The 22,710-nt window shown below is 62.9% G+C and carries 19 protein-coding genes and 2 tRNA genes; 15 read left to right on the top strand and 6 right to left on the bottom strand.

All coding sequences use genetic code 11. The features are described 5' to 3' along the window. Window positions 1-11: 11 nt before the first annotated feature. Window positions 12-950, bottom strand: a complete 939-nt coding sequence (locus HFRIS_RS18390; protein ID WP_039876387.1) for a LysR substrate-binding domain-containing protein — start codon at window positions 948-950, stop codon at window positions 12-14. Between the two features lie 103 nt (window positions 951-1,053). Between HFRIS_RS18390 and HFRIS_RS18385 the strand changes: the two genes are divergently transcribed. Continuing rightward, window positions 1,054-1,308 (top strand): hypothetical protein, encoded by a 255-nt coding sequence (locus HFRIS_RS18385; protein ID WP_006712851.1) that lies wholly within the window; start codon window positions 1,054-1,056, stop codon window positions 1,306-1,308. Between the two features lie 287 nt (window positions 1,309-1,595). On the opposite strand, the gene HFRIS_RS18380 is transcribed toward HFRIS_RS18385, so the two are convergent. After that, window positions 1,596-2,414, bottom strand: a complete 819-nt coding sequence (locus tag HFRIS_RS18380; RefSeq protein WP_039876395.1) for a uracil-DNA glycosylase family protein — start codon at window positions 2,412-2,414, stop codon at window positions 1,596-1,598. Between the two features lie 100 nt (window positions 2,415-2,514). Further along, window positions 2,515-4,596: an excinuclease ABC subunit UvrB gene (gene uvrB / locus HFRIS_RS18375; protein ID WP_006712849.1), complete on the bottom strand. Its 2,082-nt coding sequence runs from the start codon at window positions 4,594-4,596 to the stop codon at window positions 2,515-2,517. Window positions 4,597-5,017: 421 nt separating this feature from the next. On the opposite strand from uvrB, the gene HFRIS_RS18370 reads away from it, so the two are divergent. From HFRIS_RS18370 to mnmH, 5 genes are all read left to right on the top strand, one after another. Then, window positions 5,018-6,235, top strand: a complete 1,218-nt coding sequence (locus HFRIS_RS18370) for an amino acid aminotransferase (protein ID WP_006712848.1) — start codon at window positions 5,018-5,020, stop codon at window positions 6,233-6,235. Window positions 6,236-6,362: 127 nt separating this feature from the next. Continuing rightward, window positions 6,363-6,438: transfer RNA gene (locus HFRIS_RS18365), tRNA-Asn, on the top strand. A gap of 181 nt (window positions 6,439-6,619) precedes the next feature. Then, window positions 6,620-6,695 (top strand) — tRNA-Asn (locus tag HFRIS_RS18360). Between the two features lie 225 nt (window positions 6,696-6,920). Then, window positions 6,921-7,955 carry a selenide, water dikinase SelD gene (selD, locus tag HFRIS_RS18355; protein WP_006712847.1) on the top strand — a complete coding sequence of 345 codons (1,035 nt, stop codon included), beginning with the start codon at window positions 6,921-6,923 and terminating at the stop codon, window positions 7,953-7,955. Then, entirely contained in the window at window positions 7,955-9,076 is a 1,122-nt protein-coding gene (gene mnmH, locus HFRIS_RS18350) for a tRNA 2-selenouridine(34) synthase MnmH (protein WP_006712845.1), read from the top strand. The genes selD and mnmH overlap by 1 nt, the downstream gene beginning before the upstream one ends. A gap of 7 nt (window positions 9,077-9,083) precedes the next feature. Here the strand turns inward: mnmH and HFRIS_RS18345 are convergent, their stop codons facing one another. Further along, window positions 9,084-10,163 carry a permease gene (locus HFRIS_RS18345; protein ID WP_039876384.1) on the bottom strand — a complete coding sequence of 360 codons (1,080 nt, stop codon included), beginning with the start codon at window positions 10,161-10,163 and terminating at the stop codon, window positions 9,084-9,086. A 399-nt stretch (window positions 10,164-10,562) separates the two neighbouring features. Between HFRIS_RS18345 and HFRIS_RS18340 the strand changes: the two genes are divergently transcribed. The 4 genes from HFRIS_RS18340 to HFRIS_RS18325 all read left to right on the top strand — a co-directional run bounded on the left by HFRIS_RS18340 (window position 10,563) and on the right by HFRIS_RS18325 (window position 16,830). Further along, a complete protein-coding gene (locus HFRIS_RS18340; RefSeq protein ID WP_006712843.1) occupies window positions 10,563-11,906 on the top strand; it encodes an MFS transporter in 1,344 nt (447 codons plus the stop codon). Window positions 11,907-11,983: 77 nt separating this feature from the next. After that, complete coding sequence (gene garD, locus HFRIS_RS18335) at window positions 11,984-13,552, top strand: galactarate dehydratase (RefSeq protein WP_006712841.1); 1,569 nt, start codon at window positions 11,984-11,986, stop codon at window positions 13,550-13,552. A gap of 79 nt (window positions 13,553-13,631) precedes the next feature. Beyond that, entirely contained in the window at window positions 13,632-14,744 is a 1,113-nt protein-coding gene (locus HFRIS_RS18330; RefSeq protein WP_006712839.1) for a lactonase family protein, read from the top strand. A 295-nt stretch (window positions 14,745-15,039) separates the two neighbouring features. Then, the gene (locus tag HFRIS_RS18325) at window positions 15,040-16,830 is read left to right on the top strand and encodes a methyl-accepting chemotaxis protein (RefSeq protein ID WP_006712837.1); all 1,791 of its coding nucleotides are present in this window, start codon (window positions 15,040-15,042) and stop codon (window positions 16,828-16,830) included. Window positions 16,831-17,014: 184 nt separating this feature from the next. On the opposite strand, the gene kdgD is transcribed toward HFRIS_RS18325, so the two are convergent. After that, a complete protein-coding gene (kdgD, locus tag HFRIS_RS18320; protein ID WP_006712835.1) occupies window positions 17,015-17,935 on the bottom strand; it encodes a 5-dehydro-4-deoxyglucarate dehydratase in 921 nt (306 codons plus the stop codon). 320 nt (window positions 17,936-18,255) lie between these two features. Beyond that, window positions 18,256-19,026 carry a FadR/GntR family transcriptional regulator gene (locus tag HFRIS_RS18315; RefSeq protein WP_006712834.1) on the bottom strand — a complete coding sequence of 257 codons (771 nt, stop codon included), beginning with the start codon at window positions 19,024-19,026 and terminating at the stop codon, window positions 18,256-18,258. A 340-nt stretch (window positions 19,027-19,366) separates the two neighbouring features. Here HFRIS_RS18315 and iscR point away from each other — a divergent pair, with 340 nt between their 5' ends. From iscR to hscB, 5 genes are all read left to right on the top strand, one after another. After that, entirely contained in the window at window positions 19,367-19,861 is a 495-nt protein-coding gene (gene iscR / locus HFRIS_RS18310) for a Fe-S cluster assembly transcriptional regulator IscR (protein ID WP_006712831.1), read from the top strand. Between the two features lie 16 nt (window positions 19,862-19,877). Beyond that, a complete protein-coding gene (locus HFRIS_RS18305) occupies window positions 19,878-21,131 on the top strand; it encodes an IscS subfamily cysteine desulfurase (RefSeq protein ID WP_006712829.1) in 1,254 nt (417 codons plus the stop codon). An 82-nt stretch (window positions 21,132-21,213) separates the two neighbouring features. Then, window positions 21,214-21,612: a Fe-S cluster assembly scaffold IscU gene (gene iscU, locus HFRIS_RS18300; RefSeq protein WP_006712827.1), complete on the top strand. Its 399-nt coding sequence runs from the start codon at window positions 21,214-21,216 to the stop codon at window positions 21,610-21,612. 60 nt (window positions 21,613-21,672) lie between these two features. Further along, on the top strand, window positions 21,673-21,996 hold the full coding sequence (iscA, locus tag HFRIS_RS18295; protein ID WP_006712826.1) for an iron-sulfur cluster assembly protein IscA: 324 nt from the start codon (window positions 21,673-21,675) through the stop codon (window positions 21,994-21,996). Between the two features lie 196 nt (window positions 21,997-22,192). Then, on the top strand, window positions 22,193-22,708 hold the full coding sequence (gene hscB / locus HFRIS_RS18290) for a Fe-S protein assembly co-chaperone HscB (protein WP_006712825.1): 516 nt from the start codon (window positions 22,193-22,195) through the stop codon (window positions 22,706-22,708). The last annotated feature ends 2 nt before the right edge of the window (window positions 22,709-22,710 follow it).

The following is a 22,710-nucleotide window of genomic DNA, read 5'->3' as shown; positions in this document are numbered from 1 at the left end:
CCGGTGCAGCCTCAGTGCTCGCCGGGGAAGTCCGCCGGCCAGGTGCGTTGGGCATCGAAGGCGGACGCCTGTCCCATCTGCTTCAACCACATGATGAAGGTCTTGAGCGCCGGGTTGGTCTCGGCGCTGCTGCGATACATCATGTGGAAGCCCTCTCCATGCAGGACCACCTCCGGGAACAGCTGGATCAGCCGGCCGTGGGCGAGGTCGTCGTCCACCAGCGCCAAGGTCCCCATGGCCACGCCCAGATCGGTGGCGGCGGCCTGCAAGCTCAGGAAGAAGTGTTCATAGACGGTGCCCGGCATCTTGCGCCGCACCGCTACTCCGGCCTTGCCCAGCCACTGCGACCAGGCCGCCGAGCGGCTGGAGAGGTGGATCAGCGGCACCTCCACCAGGTCCCGTGGCACCGTGATCTTGTGCGTCTCCAGAAAGTGCGGCGAGGCCAGCGGCACCGAGACGTCATCCAGGAAGCGCACACATTCATAGCGGCTGCGTTCCAGCGGACTGCGCCAGAGGATCACGTCGAACGGATCCTTCACATCCTCGAAATACTCCGACATGGTCGTGGTCACCCTTACCTCGATGCGCGGGTTGTCGATCTGGAACTGCGACAGGCGCGGGATCAGCCAGCGCATGGCCACCGAGGGCGCAGCGATCAGGCGCACCACGCGGCTCTTGCCGGCCAGTGACAGTTGCTCTGCCGCAAGTGCGATGCGGTCCAGACTGGCCTTGACCTCGGCATAGAAGGCCAGGGCCGCTTCTGTGGGCTCCACGCCACGCGACTGGCGTAAAAACAACGGTTGTTCGAAGTACTCTTCCAGTGACTTGATCTGCTGGCTGACCGCGCTATGGGTGATGAAAAGTTCATGGGCCGCCAGCGTCAGACTCCGCGTCCGGACTGCCGCTTCGAACACTTTGAGGGCTTTCAACGGGGGCAGGGAAGACGACATGATGTAAGAAAAACTTATAGTGGTGTCGGAAAATGTTGCTTTGCAAACGCCAGGGGCGACCTTATTCTTCAATCACCCAAACGTTAAACAGAAGGAAGTTGCAATGAACTCCGTGAGTATATTGGCAAAAGATGCCGGTTTTTCTAACAATTTGCGCTCGCTGGTCGAGCTGGTGAAGTTTGCCGTCCAGCAAGTCATCGCCGCCCACGCCCTCAAGCCTGTGCGCAACGATGCTGCCAAGATGCAGGATGCCGCCTATTTCGACGGCGTGACCGATCACTTCGAAATGGAAGTCCGTCTGCGTCAACTGGATCACAGCCACCTGCACGCCGTGTGGAAGCTGCAATCGCAGATCTGAACCGACTTCGACTATCGACGGTAGGTCGGCCGCATTCCGGCGCGACGCTCAAGTTGAAATACCGCTAGATGTCAGCAGTACCTGCAGCACCAGGCCCGATGCGCCTGAAGAAAAAAGAAGAGACCGGTTCCGTATGGTCGGAACCGAAGGCGGCACCAGCCGCAGCCCAGTAGCATCGCACCCCCAGCAGCATCGCACCCGCGATGCAGGCAGCCCAGCGCCGCAGAACCTGTCCCCGCCATTAGCGGGGATTTGTCGTTTACGGCACCCGGATTGACGTCTGCCTTTTACGGGCGCTTCTCCAGCAGCCGCATGGCACCGAACAGCTGCTGCATGCCGCTGTGTTCGATGAAGCTCAGGTTATAGGGATGCTCGGCCACGGCACGCGGGAAGGACTGCACCAGCGGCAGGCTGTCCAGCTGTTCGGCGATCTTGCCCCACAGGACGAGGGTGGGCAAGGGCGTCGCCTGTTGTGCGCCGTGCTCGGCCAGGGCGCGCAGCACGGTATCGAAGAAGGGCTTCCAGGCCCGGGCGTCCTTGACCGGCGCCACGTTGGCGCGGAAGACCAGGCTGGCATTGAGCAGCAGGAAGCCGTGCGCCGTCAGGTTGTCCTGCAGGTCGACCAGGGTCTGGATGGTGCCGGCAGTATCGGCCTGGGCCTGGGCCGCAATGCCGGCGAGGGCGTCGCCACTGGTCTGGCCGGCTGGCACGCGGCCATCGGCTACCAGCAGCATCTTCATGAAATTGCGCAGCGAGGTGGCGCGATTGACCTGCTTGGACAAGCCCTTGTCCGACCACAGCGACCCCACCGCCCCATCCATGAAGCACACCCCGGTGGCGCTGGCCGCGCGCGGGTAGGGGCCTTCGCCCACCAGCACGTAACGCACCTGGTCCATAGGCTGGCGGAAGGCGGCGAAGAGCCGGCCTTCGGTGGGCAGGTAGTCATCCTGGGCGAGTGCCCCCAGGTAGGCCGGATCGGCCTGCTGGATCGCCTCCAGCCCGGCGCGCAAGGCCGGGTGCCAGGAAGGGTGGGCGCTGTGGATCAGGTCCAGCAGCGCGGCGGGCAGGGCGGGGAAGGGTGTGGCGGCGGGAGTGGCGGTGGACATGGGCGGGAAAGGCAGACGGCCGTAGCGATAAAGTGGCGGCATTGTATACCGCCTGATCGCCAGGCCGGCCTTCCCATGGCGCCTACCCTGGCGCCTGCGTTCAGGCGACGGCCGTATCGCTGCCGGGCGCGCCGAAGAGTTGCTGCTTCAGCACGTGCAACTGATCGCGGGCGGCGGCCGCCTTTTCGAACTCCAGGTTCTTGGCGTGTTCCTGCATCTGCTTTTCCAGGCGCTTGATCTCCTTGCTGATCTGCTTCTCGCTCATGGACTCGTAGTTCTTCTTCTCTTCGGCCACCATCAGCTCGCTGCGCGCCTGGGCCGGGTTGAAGACGCCGTCGATCAGTTCGCGGATTTCCTTCTTGATGCCGGTGGGGACGATGCCGTTGGCTTCGTTGAAGGCCATCTGCCTGGCGCGGCGGCGCTCGGTCTCGCCGATGGCCTTGTGCATGGAGTCGGTCACCACATCGCCATAGAGGATGGCCATGCCGTTCAGGTTACGCGCCGCGCGGCCGATGGTCTGGATCAGGCTGCGTTCGGAACGCAGGAAGCCTTCCTTGTCCGCATCCAGGATCGCCACCAGCGAGACTTCGGGAATGTCCAGGCCTTCGCGCAGCAGGTTGATGCCGACCACCACATCGAAGGTGCCCAGGCGCAGGTCGCGGATGATCTCCACGCGCTCCACGGTATCGATGTCGCTGTGCAGGTAGCGCACCTTGATACCGTTGTCGGAGAGGAATTCAGTCAGCTGCTCGGCCATGCGCTTGGTCAGTGTGGTCACCAGGACCCGTTCGTCGCGGGCGACGCGGTCGTTGATTTCCTGCATGAGGTCATCCACCTGGGTGGTGGCGGGACGCACGGAAATGATCGGGTCCACCAGGCCGGTGGGACGTACCACCTGTTCCACCACCTGGTCGGAATGGGTGTTTTCGTAGTCCGCCGGGGTGGCCGAGACGAAGATGGTCTGGCGCATCTTCTTCTCGAACTCGTCGAACTTCAGCGGCCGGTTGTCCAGCGCCGAGGGCAGGCGGAAGCCGTAGTCCACCAGGTTCACCTTGCGCGCACGGTCACCGTTGTACATGCCGTTCAACTGGCCGATCAGCACGTGCGATTCATCCAGGAACATCACCGCATCCGGCGGCAGGTAGTCCACCAGGGTGGGCGGCGGATCGCCCGGCTTGGCGCCGGAGAGATGGCGCGAGTAGTTCTCGATACCCTTGGTGAAACCGATCTCGGTCATCATCTCGATGTCGAAGCGGGTGCGCTGTTCCAGCCGCTGTTCTTCGATGAGCTTGTTTTCCTTGCGGAAGAATTCCAGGCGCTCGGCCAGTTCCTGCTTGATGGTCTCGATGGCGCGCAGCACCGTGGAGCGCGGCGTGACGTAGTGCGAGCCGGGGTAGATGGTGAAGCGTGGAATCTTCTGGCGCACCCGGCCGGTCAGCGGGTCGAACAGTTGCAGGCTGTCGATCTCGTCATCGAAGGTCTCGATGCGCACCGCCAGTTCGGCGTGCTCGGCGGGGAACACGTCGATGGTGTCGCCGCGTACGCGGAAGGTGCCACGGCCGAAGTCCACTTCGTTGCGGGTGTACTGCATCTGGATCAGGCGGGCGATGACGTCGCGCTGCGAAACCTTGTCCTTGGCGCGCAGGGTCAGGATCATCTGGTGATATTCATTGGGATTACCGATACCGTAGATGGCCGAGACGGTGGCCACGATCACCACGTCGCGCCGCTCCATCAGCGACTTGGTGCAGGACAGGCGCATCTGCTCGATGTGTTCGTTGATCGAGGAATCCTTCTCGATGAACAGGTCGCGCTGGGGGACGTAGGCTTCGGGTTGGTAGTAGTCGTAGTAGCTGACGAAGTATTCCACCGCATTGTGCGGGAAGAATTCGCGGAACTCGCTGTAGAGCTGCGCCGCCAGCGTCTTGTTGGGCGCGAACACGATGGCCGGGCGCCCCAGGCGGGCGATGGTATTGGCCATGGTGTAGGTCTTGCCCGAGCCGGTCACCCCCAGCAGGGTCTGGTAGAACAGACCGTCGTGGACGCCTTCGACCAGCTTGTCGATGGCCGCCGGCTGGTCGCCGGCCGGCGGGAAGACCTGGTAGAGCTTGAAGGGCGAGTCGGGAAAGGTGATGAACTTGCTCTCGTCCAGCTCGGTGCTAATGGGGGTCAGTTCTGCCATGGTGTCGCTCGCCTCTGTCGCTCGATTGCTCGGTGGGCCGCCGCAGTGCGCAGGGTCGCAGCAATGCCCGGATTCGGGGCATTGCACGCAGGCAATGTGGTGGCGTGAATATTCATCAAATGCTGCCGGGATGTGGAAGTTCAAGACGCAAACGTCATGCCGGGATCAGCGCGACCGGACGCAAAGTGGCGTCAGGCGGCAGCTCATCGGTGCCAGACCGCGACACTGCGCGGCGCGGGTTATGTCGTCTCTGCATGGGCTCATGCAGATTCGGCAGGCAATTCACCCCGGCTGTATCTGTGATTGGGCATCCACTTTTGTTAGAATGCAGTGTTGCAAAAAGGTGCATGTCCGGCCGCTTGGACCTGCATCCATTTCCTTCTGCTGCGCTTTGTTGCAGCTAACTTTTCATGTTATCACGATGAACGCACCTGTCTCCGCCTCCCTGTTTTCCGCCATCGAAATGGCGCCGCGCGACCCTATCCTGGGCGTGACCGAAGCCTATAACGCCGACCAGAACACGGCCAAGACCAATCTGGGCGTGGGTGTCTACTACGACGACAACGGCAAGGTGCCCCTGCTGGAATGCGTGAAGAAAGCCGAGGCGGAACTGGCGGCCAAGCTGGCCCCGCGTACCTACCTGCCCATCGACGGCCTGGCCACCTACGACCGCGCCGTGCAGGAGCTGGTCTTCGGCGCCGGCAGCGCCGTGGTGACCGAAAAGCGTGCGATCACCGTGCAGGCCCTGGGCGGCACCGGTGCCCTGAAGCTGGGCGCCGACTTCCTGAAGCACTTCTCGCCGGCCGGCACCGAAGTCTGGATCAGCGACCCGAGCTGGGAAAACCACCGCGCCCTATTCGAGATGGCCGGCTTCAAGGTCAACGCCTATCCCTACTATGACCCGTCCACCCGCGGCGTGAACTTCGCCGGCATGCTGGACGCCTTGAAGACCATGAAGGCTGGTTCGGTCGTGCTGCTGCACGCCTGCTGCCACAACCCCACCGGCGCCGATCTGACCGACGACCAGTGGACCCAGGTCATCGAAGTGGTGACCTCGCGCGGCCTGGTCCCGTTCCTGGACATGGCCTACCAGGGCTTTGGCGACGGTATCGCCGAAGACGGTCAGGTGGTGCGCCGCTTCGCCGAAGCCGGCGGCCCGCTGTTCGTGTCGAACTCCTTCTCCAAGTCCTTCTCGCTGTATGGCGAACGTGTGGGCGCACTGTCCATCGCCGCCGCCAGCGCCGAGGAAGCCGCCCGCGTGCTGTCGCAACTGAAGCGCGTGGTCCGCACCAACTACTCCAACCCGCCGATCCACGGTGGCCAGGTGGTCGCCACCGCCCTGGCATCGCCCGAACTGCGCAAGCTGTGGGAAGACGAACTGGCCGAGATGCGCGTGCGCATCCGCGAAATGCGTCAGCTGCTGGTCGCCAAGCTGAAGGAAAAGGCGCCCAGCCATGACTTCGATTTCGTTACCCGCCAACGCGGCATGTTCTCCTACTCCGGCCTGACCAAGGCCCAGGTGGATCGCCTGCGCAACGAGTTCTCGATCTACGCTGTCGATACCGGCCGCATCTGCGTGGCCGCGTTGAACAGCAAGAACATCGACGCCGTCGTCAACGCCATCGCCAAGGTGCTGTAAGAAGGGTGTTTCCCGTCCCGTCTTCGGACGGGCGGGAAGGCAGTTTCTCCTATGAGGAAATGGCCGTTTCCCTGAAAAAAGTTTTGACATGAAGTAAAAATCGGGTCATAATCTTTTTCTCAGCTGTTCCCTGATAGCTCAGTCGGTAGAGCGACGGACTGTTAATCCGCAGGTCCCTGGTTCGAGTCCAGGTCGGGGAGCCAAAGAATGACGAAGGCCTCGCAAGCAATTGCGGGGCCTTTTCAATGTGTGTGAGACCTGTGATGCAGGTCGTGCGCAAGGGCGGCAGGGCTATGCCGCCACGATGCAGAACGGTGTAAAAAATTTTCGTTTTCCTCTCTGGTCATTCGGAAAAAAATCGTTCATAATCGCGCCCTCAATTGATCCCTGATAGCTCAGTCGGTAGAGCGACGGACTGTTAATCCGCAGGTCCCTGGTTCGAGTCCAGGTCGGGGAGCCAGAATACGAAAGCCTCGCAAGTTTCTTGCGGGGCTTTTTGTTTTTGGTGCCGCGTCGGCATGGGGCAAAGTCTGTCTGGTACCATGCGGAATGCGCTGGAAACCAGCGCATTCGAGCCAATTTCTGGCGCATCATCTTACCGCCTGCTGTGCTTGAGCTACCGTGCGTTGAGCCCCCTCAAACGCTGCTAGAATCGGCATCCCCTCCGAACAGCCAGGACATTCCCATGAGCGAACCCATTCGTCTGACCCAGTACAGCCATGGTGCCGGTTGCGGCTGCAAGATTTCACCGCAGGTGCTGGAAGTGATCCTCGCCGGTAGTGGCGCCCAGCATCTGGACCCCAAGCTGTGGGTGGGCAACGCCTCCCGCGATGACGCTGCCGTCTATGCCATCGACGAAGAGCGTGGCGTGGTCTCGACCACCGATTTCTTCATGCCCATCGTCGACGATCCCTTCGACTTCGGACGCATCGCCGCCACCAATGCCATCAGCGACATCTACGCCATGGGCGGCGACCCGCTGATGGCCATCGCCATCCTGGGCTGGCCGGTCAATGTGCTGCCGCCTGAGGTGGCGCGTGAAGTGGTGCGCGGCGGCCGCGCGGCCTGCGATGCGGCCGGCATCCCGCTGGCCGGTGGCCATTCCATCGATGCGCCGGAGCCCATCTTCGGCCTGGCCGTGACGGGCGTGGTCGACAAGCGCAACATGAAGCGCAATGACACCGCCACCGCCGGCTGCCTGCTCTATCTCACCAAACCACTGGGCATCGGCATCCTTACCACCGCCGAGAAAAAGGGCAAGCTGCGTGCCGAAGACGTGGGCAGCGCGCGTGACTGGATGTGCAAGCTCAACCAGCCCGGCAGCCGCTTCGGCAAGCTGGCCGGGGTGACCGCCATGACCGACGTGACCGGCTTCGGCCTGCTGGGTCACCTGGTCGAGATGTGCGACGGCAGTGGCCTGACGGCGCGCATCGAATCGGGTCGCGTACCGAGCCTGCCGGGCGTGCCGTATTACCTCGCTGAAGGCTGCGTGCCGGGTGGTACCTTGCGCAATTTCGAGAGCTATGGCGCCAGGATCAGCCCGCTGAGCGATAGCCAGAAGCACCTGCTGTGCGACCCGCAAACCAGCGGCGGCTTGCTGGTGGCGGTACGCCCCGAGGCCAATCCCGAATTCCTCGCCACGGCGGCTGCGCTGGGCCTGGAACTGGCTCCCATCGGCGAACTGGTGGAACGACAGCGATACGCCGTCGAGGTCCTCTGATGGCCGATATCCAGCCCAGTCAGGCGCTGTTTCTGGCCGATACGCCCATGCTGGATGCGCGGGCGCCGGTGGAATTCGGCAAAGGGGCGTTTCCGACGGCAGTGAACCTGCCGCTGATGAACGATAGCGAGCGCCATCAGGTCGGCCTGCGCTACAAGGAAGAGGGGCAGCAATCGGCCATCGAACTGGGGCAGCAGCTGGTCAGCGGGCCGGTCAAGGAAGCGCGCATTGCCGCCTGGGCGCGATTTGCGCAGGCGCATCCCGAGGGCTGCCTGTACTGTTTTCGTGGTGGTCTGCGCTCGCAGATCACCCAGCAATGGTTGAAAAGTGAAGCCGGCATCGCCTATCCCCGCGTGGCTGGCGGCTACAAGGCGCTGCGGCATTTCCTGATGCAGTCCATCGAAGAGGCGCTGGCGCAATGCCAGTTCGTGGTAGTGGGCGGCATGACCGGCAGCGGCAAGACCGATGTGCTGCTGCAGCTGGACAATGCGCTGGATCTGGAAGCCTACGCCAACCACCGTGGCTCCAGCTTCGGCAAGCGCGCTTCGGCGCAGCCGGCACCCATCGATTTCGAGCACCGGCTGGCGATTGCCATGATCAAGCTGCGTGCGCAGGGCCATCACTGGTTCGCGCTGGAAGACGAGAGCCGCCTGATCGGCGCCTGCGCCTTGCCACTGGCGCTGCACCAGCGCATGCAGAGTCTGCCCATGGTGTGGCTGGAAGACAGCCGGGCAGGGCGCGTGGAGCGCATCCTGCGCGACTATGTCAGTGGCTTGAGCGAGGAGTATCTGGCGCTGGACCCGCGTCACGGTTTCGATCGCTATCGGGCCCATTTGCTGGCCGCGCTGGGCAAGCTGGTCAAGCGCCTGGGCGACCAGCGCTACCGGCAGTTGCTGCAGCTGATGGAAACCGCCCTGGCGCGCCAGGAGAAAGATGGCGTGGTCGACCTGCACCGGGCCTGGATCGAGTCCCTGCTGACGGACTACTACGACCCGGTCTATGCCTTCCAGCGCGAAGCCAAACGCTCGCGCCTGCTGTTCGCAGGCAAGCAGGCCGAGGTGGTCGACTTCCTGCGCCAGCATCGGCCGCAGCCCAGGTCGATGGCGCAAGCCCAGGCCTGAGCAGGCCCTAGAACAGGGCCACGGCGGCCAGACCGCTGGCCGCACCGATCAGGATTGTCATGACGGTTACCGTCACCAGCACGCGCGGCGTGAAGGAGCTGCGCAGCATCAGCAGCGAGGGCAGGCTGATGCTGGGCAGTGTCATCAGCAGCGCCACAGCCGGACCGACGCCCATGCCCAGGGACAGCATGGATTGCACGATGGGGATTTCGGCTGCCGTCGGGATCACGAACAGCGTGCCCACCACGGCCAGCGCCACGATCCACAGCAGGCTGTTGCCCATGCTGGCATCCACCTGGGGGAACAGCCATACACGGGCCGCGCCCAGGGCCAGGACCACCACGATGTAAATCGGGATCGTGCTCCAGAACAATTGCCAGAGTTGACGACCCCAGCGAAGCAGGAAGGGGCGGGCGCTGTCTGCCTGTTCGCCTTGATCTGCCTGGGCTACGGCATCCAGTGCGGCTTGCGGCAGAGCTGCTGGCTGCGCCTGGGCCTGCGAGACGCGCTGCGCCACCAGCGCCACGCCCACCACCAGCAAGATGCCCGCCACCAGCCGCAGCGCAGCCATCTGCCAGCCCAGCACGAAGCCCATGAATACCAGCGTGGCCGGATTGAGTACCGGATTGGCCATCCAGAAGGCCAGCGCCGCCCCGACCGATACCTGCTGGCGGCGCATGCCGGCCACCACGGGCGCGGCGCAGCAGCTGCACATCATGCCGGGCAGTGCAAACAGGCCGCCACGCAGCGTGGAGCCCAGACCGGCGCGGCCGAACACGCGCAACAGCCAGTCGCGCGGAACCAGGACCTGTACCAGCGACCCCAGCAATACGCCCAGTACGGCGGCCTTCCAGATCGCTGCGAAGTAGACGCCGGCATATTCCAGTGCCGCCGACCACGGCGCCGTCGGTGCGTTGGACAGGATGGACGCGCCGATGCTGTGTTTGTCGGCGGCCACAAAAGACTTCAGGTAATACGGGGACCATTTGACGTAATACAAGCCGATGGCTGCCACCAGCACGAACAGCAGGGGTTTGAGCCAAGGGACTGCCGGGCGCGATGGTGGCAGGGAGGGAGTGGTATTCATGGTTGAAGCATGGGAATGGACGAATGCGCGCATGATACGCGTGCCGGCGCGCTACGTCAGGTGCGGCCAGCATGTCGTACAACTTCATCTGGTGCGACGGCGCTTCGAACCCGTTTGCATGGTCCCCACGAGCGTCTGTCGGGGCGTGTGAATGTTGCGGGAAATGGCCGCGCGGCCCGCGCGGATGGTGGGATTCAGGCCTCTGCCCGGGGGCAGTCGGCGGCCCGGCCCGGAAAAGCATTCATCGCTTGCGGTTGGCTTTCTTCCTGTTATACTGCGCGTGCTGTTGTATGACGTCTTATAACAATTCAATCGATACCCATCAACAACAATACGTCATAGGATGTCTGCGCCCACCGGGCCGGTCCTGCAAGGCGAGTCGAGACCTGGAGAAAGCAATTGGCGCAAAGCAATGACACCGGCCTGGCCGGCGGGGCGGGCAAGCCCACCCATATCCGTTACCTGATCCTGTTCCTGCTGTTCGTGGTGACCACGGTCAATTATGCCGACCGCGCCACCCTGTCCATCGCCGGCTCGGCGATGAAGACCGAGTTGTCGCTGGACCCGGTGATGATGGGCTACATCTTCTCGGCCTTCAGCTGGGCCTATGTGCTGGCGCAATTGCCGGGCGGCTGGCTGCTGGACCGTTTCGGTTCCAAGAAGATCTACATGTGGAGTATCGGTCTGTGGTCGGTCTTCACTTTCCTGCAAGCGGGTGTGACCTGGATGAGCACCGGGGCGGCCGTGATGTCGCTGTTCCTGCTGCGCTTCATGGTGGGTCTGGCGGAGGCGCCGTCCTTCCCGGCCAACGGCCGTATCGTGGCGGCCTGGTTCCCGACCAAGGAACGTGGTACGGCCTCGGCCATCTTCAACTCGGCGCAGTATTTCGCGGCCGTGCTGTTCACGCCGCTGATGGCCTGGATCGTCCATACCTATAGCTGGCACCACGTATTCACGGTGATGGGCGTGGTCGGCATCGCGCTGGCCCTGATCTGGGGCAAGATCATCTACAGCCCCAAGGACCATCCGCGCATCAATCAGGCCGAGCTGCAGCACATCGAGTCCGGCGGTGGCCTGGTGGACATGGACAACCGCAAGGTGGCTGCACCCTCCACCAAGGGCAAGGGGTATATCCGCCAGCTGCTGTCCAACCGCATGTTGCTGGGCGTGTATATCGGCCAGTACTGCATCAACGTGATCACCTATTTCTTCCTGACCTGGTTCCCGGTGTATCTGGTGCAGGAGCGCGGCATGTCCATCCTCAAGGCCGGTTTCGTGGCCTCGATCCCGGCGGTGTGCGGCTTCATCGGCGGCGTGGTCGGCGGGCTGATCTCGGATCGCCTGATCAAGAGCGGCATGTCGGTGACCTGGTCGCGCAAGATCCCCATCGTGGGCGGCATGTTGCTGTCCATGACCATGATCCTGTGCAACTATGTCGAGGCGCAGTGGATGGTGGTGGGCATCATGGCGCTGGCCTTCTTCGGCAAGGGCGTGGGCGCACTGGGCTGGGCCGTGGTGGCCGATACCGCCCCCAAGCAGATCGTGGGCTTGTCGGGTGGATTGTTCAACATGTTCGGTAACGTGGCCGGCATTACCACTCCGATCGTCATCGGCTACATCGTCAAGGAAACCGGTTCCTTCTCGGGCGCGCTGGTGTTCGTGGGGATCAATGCACTGATCACGGTGATCAGCTATCTTGTCATCGTCAAGGAAATCAAGCGCGTCGAATTGAAGGACGCCTGAAGACCTTGCCGGCGGCCGTCGTCCTGACGCGCCGCCGTTTCATTTGATTCGCAGCATTCTGTCGTATGGGACTTAGCATGAGCAACGATATCGCCGCCAGCCAGGCAACCACCCCGCGCTACATCATGATGAACGACACCGACAATGTCGCCATCGTCGTCAACGACGGCGGCCTGCCGGCCGGCACCGTCTTCCCGGATGGGCTGACCCTGGTGGACCGTGTTCCCCAAGGCCACAAGATCGCCTTGCGCGACCTCAAGCAGGGCGAGGCCATCACGCGCTATGACGTGGCCATCGGCTATGCGGTGCGCGATATCCCCAAGGGCAGCTGGATCGATGAATCGCTGGTGCAGATGCCGCCGGCCCGCGAACTGGACAACCTGCCCATCGCCACCAAGAAGCCGGCGCCGCAGCCGCCGCTGGAAGGCTATACCTTCGAGGGTTATCGCAATGCCGATGGTTCGGTCGGCACCCGCAACCTGCTGGCCATCACCACCACCGTGCAATGCGTGGCGGGCGTGGTGGAGCACGCGGTCAAGCGCATCCGCGCCGAACTGTTGCCCAAGTATCCCAATGTGGAAGATGTGGTGGCGCTGGAGCATACCTATGGCTGCGGCGTGGCCATCGATGCGCCCAATGCCGGCATCCCCATCCGCACGCTGCGCAACATCAGCCTGAATCCCAACTTCGGCGGCCAGGCCATGGTGGTCAGCCTGGGGTGCGAAAAGCTTCAGCCCAATCGCCTGCTGCCTGAAAACATGATCCCCATCCACAAGGCCGGCGAGCCCTATGTGGTCTGCCTGCAGGATGCGGAGCACGTGGGCTTCAACTCCATGATCGACTCCATCATGAAGATGGCCGAGGCGCGCCTGACCGAGCTCGACAAGCGCCGTCGCGAGACCTGCCCGGCTTCCGACCTGGTGGTGGGCGTGCAGTGCGGTGGCAGCGATGCCTTCTCCGGCGTGACCGCCAACCCCGCCGTGGGCTTCGCCACCGACCTGCTGGTGCGGGCCGGGGCAGCGGTGATGTTCTCGGAGGTGACCGAGGTGCGCGATGGCATCGACCAGCTGACCTCGCGCGCGGTCAACGAGGAAGTGGCGCAGGCCATGATCCGCGAGATGGACTGGTACGACAATTACCTCAAGCAGGGCGGCGTGGACCGCAGTGCCAATACCACCCCCGGCAACAAGAAGGGCGGTCTGGCCAATATCGTCGAGAAGGCCATGGGCTCCATCGTCAAGTCCGGCTCCAGCCCGATCTCGGGCGTGCTTGCGCCGGGCGACAAGCTGCAGCAGAAGGGCTTGATCTATGCCGCCACGCCGGCCTCTGACTTCATCTGCGGCACGCTGCAGCTGGCTGCCGGCATGAACCTGCATATCTTTACCACCGGCCGTGGCACCCCCTATGGCCTGGCAGCGGTGCCGGTGATCAAGGTCGCCACCCGCAACGACCTGGCGCGGCGCTGGCACGACCTGATGGACGTCAATGCCGGCCGCATCGCCAGCGGCGAGGCCAGCATCGAGGACGTGGGCTGGGAACTGTTCCAGCTGATGCTGGATGTGGCCAGCGGCAAGAAGCGCACCTGGGCCGAGCAGTGGAAACTGCATAACGCGCTGACCCTGTTCAATCCGGCGCCAGTGACCTGATCCTTCCTTGGGGCCCGCTTGCGGGTCCTTTTTTTTGCTTCAGTTTTTCGAACAACAATATGAATTGACAGGAGACACCATGAGCCACGACAGCGCCCGCAACCCTTCCGCTACCCCGTCCCGCCTTGCCACCTTGATCGCCACCTCCGTCCTCAGCCTGGCCGCTGTCCAGGCCGGCGCCGCCACGGTGGCCTATGTCTCCAATGCCGACAGCCAGGACATCTATGTGCTGCGCCTCAATGGCGACGGCAGCGTGAACCTGATCGACCGGGTCGACACCGGCAGTACCGTCATGCCGCTGGCCATCAGCCCCGATCACAAATACCTGTATGCCGCCCTGCGCGGCCAGCCTTACGCGGTGCTCAGCTACGCCATCGACCCCGCCAGCGGCATGCTCAAGGCGCTCTCCAAGACGCCGCTGGCCGACAACATGGCCAACATCGCCACCGACCGTACCGGGCGCTACCTGCTGGCGGCGTCGTACTCCGGCAACAAGATATCGGTCAATGCCATTGGTGCCGATGGCGTGGTGCAGACCCCGCCGCTGGCCGTGATCCCTACCGGCAAGAACGCCCACTCGGTACAGGTCGACCCTGACAATACGCACGTCTTCGCCAGCAACCTGGGCAGCGATGTGATCCTGCAATACCGTTTCGACGCCGCCACCGGCAAGCTCACTGCCAATACGCCGCCCGCAGTCAGCACCCAGGCCGGGGCGGGGCCGCGTCATTTCGTGTTTTCACGGGACCAGCGTTTCGTCTATTCGACCAATGAGCTTGATGCCACCGTCAGTACCTACGCCTATGACCGTCAGAACGGCACCCTCAGCCTGCTGGGTAGCGACTCGCTCCTGCCCGAGGGCTTCAAGACCAGCGAGCAACTGGCCGCGGCCGATCTGCACCTGACCCCGGACGGCCGTTTCCTTTACGCTTCCGAGCGCAGCTCCAATACCCTGACCGGCTTCAGGGTCGACCCCGCCAGCGGCAAGCTCACCCGCATCCTCAACATCCCCACCGAAACCCAGCCGCGCGGTTTCAACATCGACCCGCGTGGCCGCTACCTGCTGGCGGTCGGGCAGAAGGCCGGCCTGACCAGCTACGCCATCGACCGCGATACTGGCGCCCTCACGCCGGTCCTGCGCTATACCCTGGGCCGCAACCCCAACTGGGTCGAGATCATCGACCTGCCGTGATCCTTCCCCATACAGCCCCGGGCTACCCGGCCCAGCGTCTGATGGGCGACCGACCTTGTCATGATGTTCATATGACAAGGCCAATTTCTGTCTCTTTTGCACGCAGCTTGATCCAGGACAGGCGGCGCCTCGCGTTGCCATTGCACAATGCCGCTTGACAGCCTGCTGGCCGCCCTAACCGGGAAATAGGGTGGTTTTGGTCTGGTTGCCGTCCGATTGGAGAAGGGGCGGCTGCTGTATCGTCAGGTGCTAGTCTCATTTCTAATGTTGTCCAAAAATTAAGCGGAGAGAGGGAATGCGGAATCTTACGGTTCGCTTCAGCCTGATGAGCGCGCTTGCGCTGTTTTCTTGCATGATCGTGGTCGGTGCTGCGGTCGGCATCTTTGCCCTGGGCCGGGCCAATCATGCGACCGAGTATGTGCACGAGATCACCGAGCGCGCCTTGTTGATCAATGATGCCTACAAGGACACCACGCGCACCCGCGCAGCGCAGTCCCGCATCTATTCGACCTTGATGGAAAAGGGTGACCAGGCCGTGATCGACGCGGCCTTCAAGAGCGCCCAGACCACCTACGAACGTAGTCTCAAATACCTGGACGACTACGCCAAGCTCCCCGATCTGGAGGGCCAGGATCCTGCCACCAAGACCGAATTGATCGAATCGGCCAAGGCCTTGAACGAGATCCTGAAGAAGGCCACCGAGGTGCTCAGGAGCGGTGATGCCGCCGCCTATTCGCAGCTCAACAACAACTTCATCAGCAAGGGTGGCGCGCGCTTCTCGACCGCGCTGGACGTCTACCAGAAGCGGGCCATGGAGCTCAACGACAAGGCCACCACCGAACGCCAGCGTGAATACAACCTGGTGGTGTGGCTGGTCGTGGCCGGTCTCATCGGTGCCATGTTCCTGGTCATCGGCGTGCACTTCATGCTGCGCAACATCGTGCTCACGCCCCTCAATCGCGCTGTGCACCTGCTGGACCTGGTGGCCAATGGCGACCTGACCACCAAGGTCGACGTCGAAAGCAAGAACGAGATCGGTCGCCTGTTCGCCGCCATCCGCAGCATGCAGCAGGCGCTGCTGACGACGGTGTCCAGCGTGCGCAGCAGTTCCGACAGCATCGACACCAATGCCAAGGAAATCGCCGCCGGCAACATGGACCTGTCCTCGCGCACCGAGCAGCAGGCCAGCTCCCTGGAAGAGACCGCCGCCTCGATGGAGGAATTGACCGGCACCGTCAAGCAGAACGCCGAGAATGCCCTGCAGGCCAACCAGCTGGCGCATTCGGCTTCCTCCACCGCCAGCAAGGGTGGCGAGGTGGTATCGCAGGTGGTTGATACGATGCAGGCCATCAATGAATCCTCGCGCAAGATCGTGGACATCATCAGCGTGATCGACGGCATTGCCTTCCAGACCAACATCCTGGCGCTCAACGCAGCGGTGGAAGCGGCCCGTGCCGGCGAGCAGGGCCGCGGCTTTGCCGTGGTGGCGTCGGAAGTGCGTTCCCTGGCCCAGCGCTCCGCCGCTGCCGCCAAGGAAATCAAGTCCCTCATCGACGATTCGGTGGACAAGGTCGAGGCCGGCAGCCAGCTGGTCGAGCAGGCTGGCGCCACCATGAGCGAGGTGGTCACCAGCGTGCAGCGCGTCACCGACATCGTGGGCGAGATCGCCGAAGCCAGCCGCGAGCAGAGCACCGGGATCGAGCAGGTCAACCGGGCCATCACCCAGATGGACGAGGTGACCCAGCAGAACGCGGCGCTGGTGGAAGAAGCCGCGGCCGCCGCCCAGTCCTTGCAGGCGCAGGCCACCAACCTGGTGGCTGCAGTCAGCATCTTCAAGATCGATGCGCATCAGGTCGCCAGTGCGTCGGTCAAGGCGCGCCCCATGCCCAAGGCAGCACCGGCACCCCAGGCTGCGCCTGCGATGGCGTCGGTCAGCGCGCCGGTTGCGCCCAAGGCCGCTCCTGCTGCCGCGCCCAAGCTGCCCCCGGCCAAACCAGCCAAGCCGGCCAAGCCGGCCGGCGCATCGGCGAGCTCATCGGCCAGCGCCCGGGGCAAGGACGACGCCCAGGATTGGGAAGAGTTCTGAACCCGTCATCAGGATGCCGGCCTGGCCGGACCTGAGTGGAAAGAAACCTCCGTCGCACTGGCGTCGGAGGTTTTTTTTCGTGCACGCACCCCGTCAGCGGGGCGGTCAAGCAAAAGGGCCGCAGATTTCTGCGGCCCTTGGTCTTGCTGATTCTCATGCGAGCCCAAGCGGGCTCATTACATCCTTACTGCGGACCCAGCTTCTTGATCAGCGCAGCCAGCTCTTCATGCTCCTGCGGGGTGCAATCGGTCAGCGGGGTACGCACCGGACCGGCATCGTGACCCACGATCTTGGCACCGGCCTTGACGATGGAGACGGCGTAACCAGCCTTGCGGTTGCGGATTTCCAGGTAGGGCAGGAAGAAGTCGTCGATCAGCTTGCCCACGGTGGCGTGGTCGTCCTTGGCGATGGCTTCGTAGAACTGCACGGCCGTCTTGGGGATGAAGTTGAACACTGCCGAGGAGTAGACCGGCACGCCCAGTGCCTTGTAGGCAGCGGCGTACACTTCGGCCGTCGGCAGGCCACCCAGGTAGGTGAAGCGGTCGCCCAGCTTGCGGCGGATGTGCACCATCGGCTCGATCTCGCCGACGCCGTCCTTGAAACCGATCAGGTTCGGGCAGCGGTCGGCCAGCTTTTGCAGGGTCTCGGCGTTGAGCTTGCAGACGGCGCGGTTGTAGATGATCACGCCGAAATTGACCGATTTGCAGACCGCTTCCACGTGGGCGGCGATACCGTCCTGGCTGGCTTCGGTCAGGTAGTGCGGCATCAGCAGGATGCCGTGCGCACCCAGGCGTTCGGCTTCCTGGGCATAGGCGATGGCTGCGCGGGTGGAGCCGCCGGCACCGGCGATGATGGGCACCTTGCCACGGCAGGTATCCACGGCGGTGCGGATGATGTCCGAATACTCGCCCGGCACCAGAGAGAAGAATTCACCCGTGCCGCCAGCGGCGAACAGGGCGCTGGCGCCGTACGGAGCCAGCCATTCCAGGCGCTCGATATAGGTCTTGGGGCGGAAATCGCCCTGCTCGTCGAAGTCGGTCAGCGGGAAGGACAGCAGGCCGGAAGAGAGGATCTGTTTGAGGTCTTGGGGTGTGTACTGGGACATGTTTTCGCTCGACGCCGTTGGAAATCAGTTGGAAATAGGGTGGAAACGGAGGCCCGGGCGCAAGTCAGCGGGACGGACACCGGGTTCCGATCAAAACTGCATATGACATCAGTCATCGTACAACATAAGATTTCAGAAATCCAGCAATTTATTGTGACGTGTTGGACTAAGGAGGGGAGCCAGGGAGGAGGTGCTGCAGGTGAGGTGAGGCAGGGGGCGGAGGATGGTGCAGCGGCCGGGGAGGGCTGGCGGGTGCCCACCGCTGGCAGGGCTTGGGTTGCCAACGGTGGGGACGTGCGGTGGGATGAACTACGCGGGGCTCAACTGGCGTTGCCGGCTGCGCCCGATTCCGCTTCCTGCTGTGCCCGGCGCAGGCGCTCGCGGCTGTTGGTCAGGTGATTGCGCATGGCGGCGCGGGCGGCCTCGGCGTCGCCACGGGCGATGGCCTCAAAGATGTCTTCATGCTCGCGCTGCACGCGGTCCAGGTAGCTGGCCTGCTGGTCGTGCGCCAGTTCGGCGGTGTTGATGCGCTTGCGCGGGATCACGCCCATGCCCAGGTGGCTGATGATCTCGATGAAATAGCGGTTGCCGGTGGCATTGGCGATGGCGAAGTGGAAGCGGAAGTCCGGGCCTACCGTATCGCCGCCAGCTTGCTGGTTGGCGCGGAACAGGTCCAGCGCCTCGCGGATTTCCTGCAACTGTTCTTCGCTGCGGCGGGCGGCTGCCAGCCCGGCGGTTTCGGTTTCCAGGCTGATGCGCAGCTCCAGCAGCGCCAGCAGGTCGCGCATGGTGGTGATGGTGGCCGGGTCGATATTGATGTTGGAGCCTTTGCGGGCTTCCAGTACGAAGGTACCGATGCCGTGCCGGGTCTCCACCTGGCCGGCCGCCTGCAGGCGTGAGATGGCTTCGCGCACCACGGTGCGGGAGACACCCTGGGTCTGCATGATTTCGGATTCCGTTGGCAGCTTGTCGCCGGGTTTGAGGCTGCCGTTGTCGATCATTGCCGACAACGCTGCCACGACCTCCTGCGACAGGCTCTGGGGCTTGCGGCGCGGGCGCAGCAGCGGATTGGGGGTATCGCTCACATCCATATCGTTCTGTTTCTTGGGAGGGCGGCGCTGGCGGACCCGGCTTGTGTTTTAGTGGGCGGTCCGCATCTGGCCAGAAGAAAATTGTCGCGCCATCTTACCAGACGGATCAAGAGGGTCGACGCCGATGCCAGCCGTAGCCCAGAGAGTAGCCCAATTTCGACAAGAGGTCAGACAAGTTTCCTTCCCAATTGCAGGAAATTTGATCTGGTCGCTTGGATGCTCCGACATTGCGCATGCACGGTACCTGACAGAATTACTCGGGTTTGATATACTTGACTCAAATATTCGGGAATTCAGGGCAATCGGCACCGCCGGTTCATTTGTTTCTGGAGCGAACTCCATGCGTCTTACCACCAAAGGTCGTTTTGCCGTGACGGCGATGATTGATCTGGCCTTGCGCCAGGGCAAGGGCCCCGTCACGTTGTCGGCCATCAGCGAGCGCCAGGAAATTTCTCTATCATATCTGGAGCAGTTGTTCGGCAAGTTGCGACGACACCAGATCGTCGAGTCCGTGAGAGGGCCCGGCGGTGGTTATAACCTGGCACGCAAGGCCGCCGACGTCTCGGTGGCCGACATCATCATCGCGGTGGACGAACCGCTGGATGCGACCCAGTGCGGCGGCAAGGAAAACTGCCACAGCGCGGTGCACCCGGGCGGCACGCGCTGTATGACGCATGACCTCTGGTCTACCCTGAACGAAAAGATGGTCGAGTACCTGGATTCGGTATCGCTCCAGGATCTGGTCGACCAGCAAAAAGAACCCAAGCCGACGGAGCATCGTGCCGCCGACTCGCAGAGCGTGGTGGTGATGCACCGCCCGCAAGCCGCAGCCTGATTTGGAGCAAGGACCTATGAACGCACCCCTGGAAAAAAGCCTGCTGGAGACCATCAAGGCTCCGCACTTCCCGATCTACATGGACTACTCGGCGACCACCCCGGTCGATCCGCGCGTGGCCGACAAGATGATTCCCTACCTGCGCGAGCAGTTCGGTAATCCCGCTTCGCGCAGCCACATGTATGGCTGGACCGCCGAAAAGGCCGTGGAAGAGGCGCGTGAAGAAGTGGCCAAGCTGGTCAATGCCGATTCCCGCGAGATCATCTGGACCTCCGGCGCCACCGAGAGCAACAACCTGGCCATCAAGGGCGCGGCACAGTTCTACAAGTCCAAGGGCAAGCACATCATCACCGTCAAGACCGAGCACAAGGCGGTGCTGGATACCTTCCGCGAACTGGAACGCGTGGGCTTCGAAGCGACCTACCTGCAGCCGCAGGACAATGGTCTGGTGACGGTCGAGCAGATCGCCGCGGCCGTGCGTCCGGACACCATCCTGGTCTCGGTCATGCTGGTCAACAACGAAATCGGCGTGATCCAGCCGGTGCCGGAAATCGGCGAGTTCTGCCGCTCCAAGGGCATCATCTTCCACAGCGATGCCGCCCAGGCTACCGGCAAGGTCAAGATCGACCTGGAAAACTGGAAGGTCGACCTGATGAGCTTCTCCGCCCACAAGAGTTACGGCCCCAAGGGCATCGGTGCCCTGTACGTGCGCCGCAAGCCGCGTGTGCGCATCGAAGCGCAGATGCATGGCGGCGGTCACGAGCGTGGCCTGCGCTCCGGTACCCTGGCCACCCACCAGATCGTGGGCATGGGCGAAGCCTTCCGCATCGCCCGTGAAGAGATGGACAGCGAACTGGCCCACATCCGCGCCATGCGCGATCGCCTGGCCAAGGGCCTGCAAGAGATTGAAGAGACCTATATCAACGGTGACATGGAACACCGCGTGCCGCACAACCTGAACGTGAGCTTCAACTACGTGGAAGGTGAATCGCTGATCATGGCCATCAAGGATATCGCCGTCTCTTCCGGTTCGGCCTGCACCTCGGCCAGCCTGGAACCGTCCTACGTGCTGCGCGCACTGGGCCGCAGCGATGAATTGGCACACAGCTCGATCCGCTTCACCATCGGTCGCTTCACCACCGAGGAAGACATCGATTTCACCATCGATCTGATCAAGAGCAAGGTCGGCAAGCTGCGCGAACTGTCCCCGCTGTGGGACATGTACAAGGACGGCGTGGACCTGTCCACCATCCAGTGGGCAGCCCACTAAACACGGATTCTGCCAGCCATCGCCAGCAACCACAGCACAGTGCAGGGGCGATGGTCGATACCATCATCTAGGGAGCAAGAACATGTCTTATTCGGAAAAAGTACTCGATCACTATGAAAATCCCCGCAACGTCGGCGCCTTCGAAAAGGGCGACGACACGGTCGGCACCGGCATGGTCGGCGCCCCGGCCTGCGGCGACGTGATGAAGCTGCAGATCAAGGTCGGCGCCGATGGCGTGATCCAGGACGCCAAGTTCAAGACCTATGGCTGCGGTTCGGCCATCGCCTCCTCGTCGCTGGTGACCGAGTGGGTCAAGGGCAAGACCCTGGACGAAGCGCTGTCCATCAAGAACACCCAGATCGCCGAAGAGCTGGCACTGCCGCCGGTGAAGATCCACTGCTCGATCCTGGCCGAAGACGCCATCAAGGCAGCGGTGCAGGACTACAAGGCCAAGCACGGCGCGGAACAGAAGGCCGCCTGATCGGCCTTTTGCGACAGCAGGTACCCGCTCCGTGGTTTTCGATTTCGTAAGGCAAGCATCATGGCAATCACGTTGACAGAGAAGGCAGCAAAACACATCAGCCGGTACATGGAGCGTCGTGGCAAGGGCATCGGCCTGCGCCTGGGCGTACGTACCACCGGCTGCTCCGGCCTGGCGTACAAGCTGGAGTACGTGGATGAGCAATCGTCCGAAGACACCGTCTTCGAGTCGCATGGCGTGCGTGTCTTCGTCGATCCCAAGAGCCTGCCCTACATCGACGGTACCGAACTGGACTTCGCGCGCGAAGGCCTGAACGAAGGTTTCAAGTTCCAGAACCCGAACGTGAAGGATGAGTGCGGCTGTGGCGAAAGCTTCCGCATCTGATCGCTGCATCTGATTCTGCTTCTGAGTTTCTGATCCTGAACCAAGCCGTCGCGCCGGCCCAGCCGCGAGGCGGCCAGTGCTTAGCCGATACCGTGACAGCCTCGTGATCGCTCCCTGCGGAGCTGACCCGGTCACCGTTTGCCGTCCCTGATGTGCCAAGCCTGTTGCAGTCCGACAGGCTTTTTATTTTTCAGCCATGCAAAACCACTACGACCTGTTCCAGTTGCCGCAGCGCTTCGCCATCGACCAGAAGGCGCTGGAGCAGGCTTACCACCAGGTGCAGAGCCAGGCCCACCCGGACAAGTTCGCCCATGCCAGCGATGCCGAAAAGCGCGTGGCCATGCAGTGGGCCACCCGCGCCAACGAGGCCTACCAGACGCTGAAGAATCCCTTGAAGCGTGCGCGCTACCTGTGTGAACTGCACGGCGTGGACCTGCAGACCGAATCCAACACCGCCATGGCACCGGCCTTCCTGATGCAGCAGATGGAATGGCGCGAAACCCTGGACGACGCCAAAGCCGGCAAGGATCTCGATGCGCTGGAACAGCTCAACACCGCACTGCTGAGCGAGAAGAAGGCCGAGATCGGCCGCATCGAAGCGCTGCTGGACGCGGGCGACTACGCCGGCGCCGGCCAGCTGGTGCGCCAGCTGATGTTCCTGGACAAGTTCGGCGCCGAGATCGGCGATGCCTTCGCCCTGATCGAAGGCTGATT

Origin of the sequence: Herbaspirillum frisingense GSF30, assembly GCF_000300975.2 — a bacterium.
GTDB lineage: Bacteria > Pseudomonadota > Gammaproteobacteria > Burkholderiales > Burkholderiaceae_D > Herbaspirillum > Herbaspirillum frisingense.
The sequence above is the reverse complement of the archived record's forward strand: the minus strand, read 5'-3'. Positions and strand labels throughout refer to the sequence as shown.

Bases quoted from the DNA above. Each gene is read 5' to 3' on its own strand.
- HFRIS_RS18325 (WP_006712837.1), top strand. From the start codon at position 15,040: ATGCGGAATCTTACGGTTCGCTTCAGCCTGATGAGCGCGCTTGCGCTG.
- iscU (WP_006712827.1), top strand. From the start codon at position 21,214: ATGTCTTATTCGGAAAAAGTACTCGATCACTATGAAAATCCCCGCAAC.
- HFRIS_RS18390 (WP_039876387.1), bottom strand. From the start codon at position 950: ATGTCGTCTTCCCTGCCCCCGTTGAAAGCCCTCAAAGTGTTCGAAGCG.
- mnmH (WP_006712845.1), top strand. From the start codon at position 7,955: ATGGCCGATATCCAGCCCAGTCAGGCGCTGTTTCTGGCCGATACGCCC.
- iscR (WP_006712831.1), top strand. From the start codon at position 19,367: ATGCGTCTTACCACCAAAGGTCGTTTTGCCGTGACGGCGATGATTGAT.
- HFRIS_RS18305 (WP_006712829.1), top strand. From the start codon at position 19,878: ATGAACGCACCCCTGGAAAAAAGCCTGCTGGAGACCATCAAGGCTCCG.
- HFRIS_RS18315 (WP_006712834.1), bottom strand. From the start codon at position 19,026: ATGGATGTGAGCGATACCCCCAATCCGCTGCTGCGCCCGCGCCGCAAG.
- garD (WP_006712841.1), top strand. From the start codon at position 11,984: ATGAGCAACGATATCGCCGCCAGCCAGGCAACCACCCCGCGCTACATC.
- HFRIS_RS18345 (WP_039876384.1), bottom strand. From the start codon at position 10,163: ATGAATACCACTCCCTCCCTGCCACCATCGCGCCCGGCAGTCCCTTGG.
- HFRIS_RS18380 (WP_039876395.1), bottom strand. From the start codon at position 2,414: ATGTCCACCGCCACTCCCGCCGCCACACCCTTCCCCGCCCTGCCCGCC.
- HFRIS_RS18370 (WP_006712848.1), top strand. From the start codon at position 5,018: ATGAACGCACCTGTCTCCGCCTCCCTGTTTTCCGCCATCGAAATGGCG.
- HFRIS_RS18385 (WP_006712851.1), top strand. From the start codon at position 1,054: ATGAACTCCGTGAGTATATTGGCAAAAGATGCCGGTTTTTCTAACAAT.
- HFRIS_RS18330 (WP_006712839.1), top strand. From the start codon at position 13,632: ATGAGCCACGACAGCGCCCGCAACCCTTCCGCTACCCCGTCCCGCCTT.
- iscA (WP_006712826.1), top strand. From the start codon at position 21,673: ATGGCAATCACGTTGACAGAGAAGGCAGCAAAACACATCAGCCGGTAC.
- uvrB (WP_006712849.1), bottom strand. From the start codon at position 4,596: ATGGCAGAACTGACCCCCATTAGCACCGAGCTGGACGAGAGCAAGTTC.
- selD (WP_006712847.1), top strand. From the start codon at position 6,921: ATGAGCGAACCCATTCGTCTGACCCAGTACAGCCATGGTGCCGGTTGC.
- kdgD (WP_006712835.1), bottom strand. From the start codon at position 17,935: ATGTCCCAGTACACACCCCAAGACCTCAAACAGATCCTCTCTTCCGGC.
- hscB (WP_006712825.1), top strand. From the start codon at position 22,193: ATGCAAAACCACTACGACCTGTTCCAGTTGCCGCAGCGCTTCGCCATC.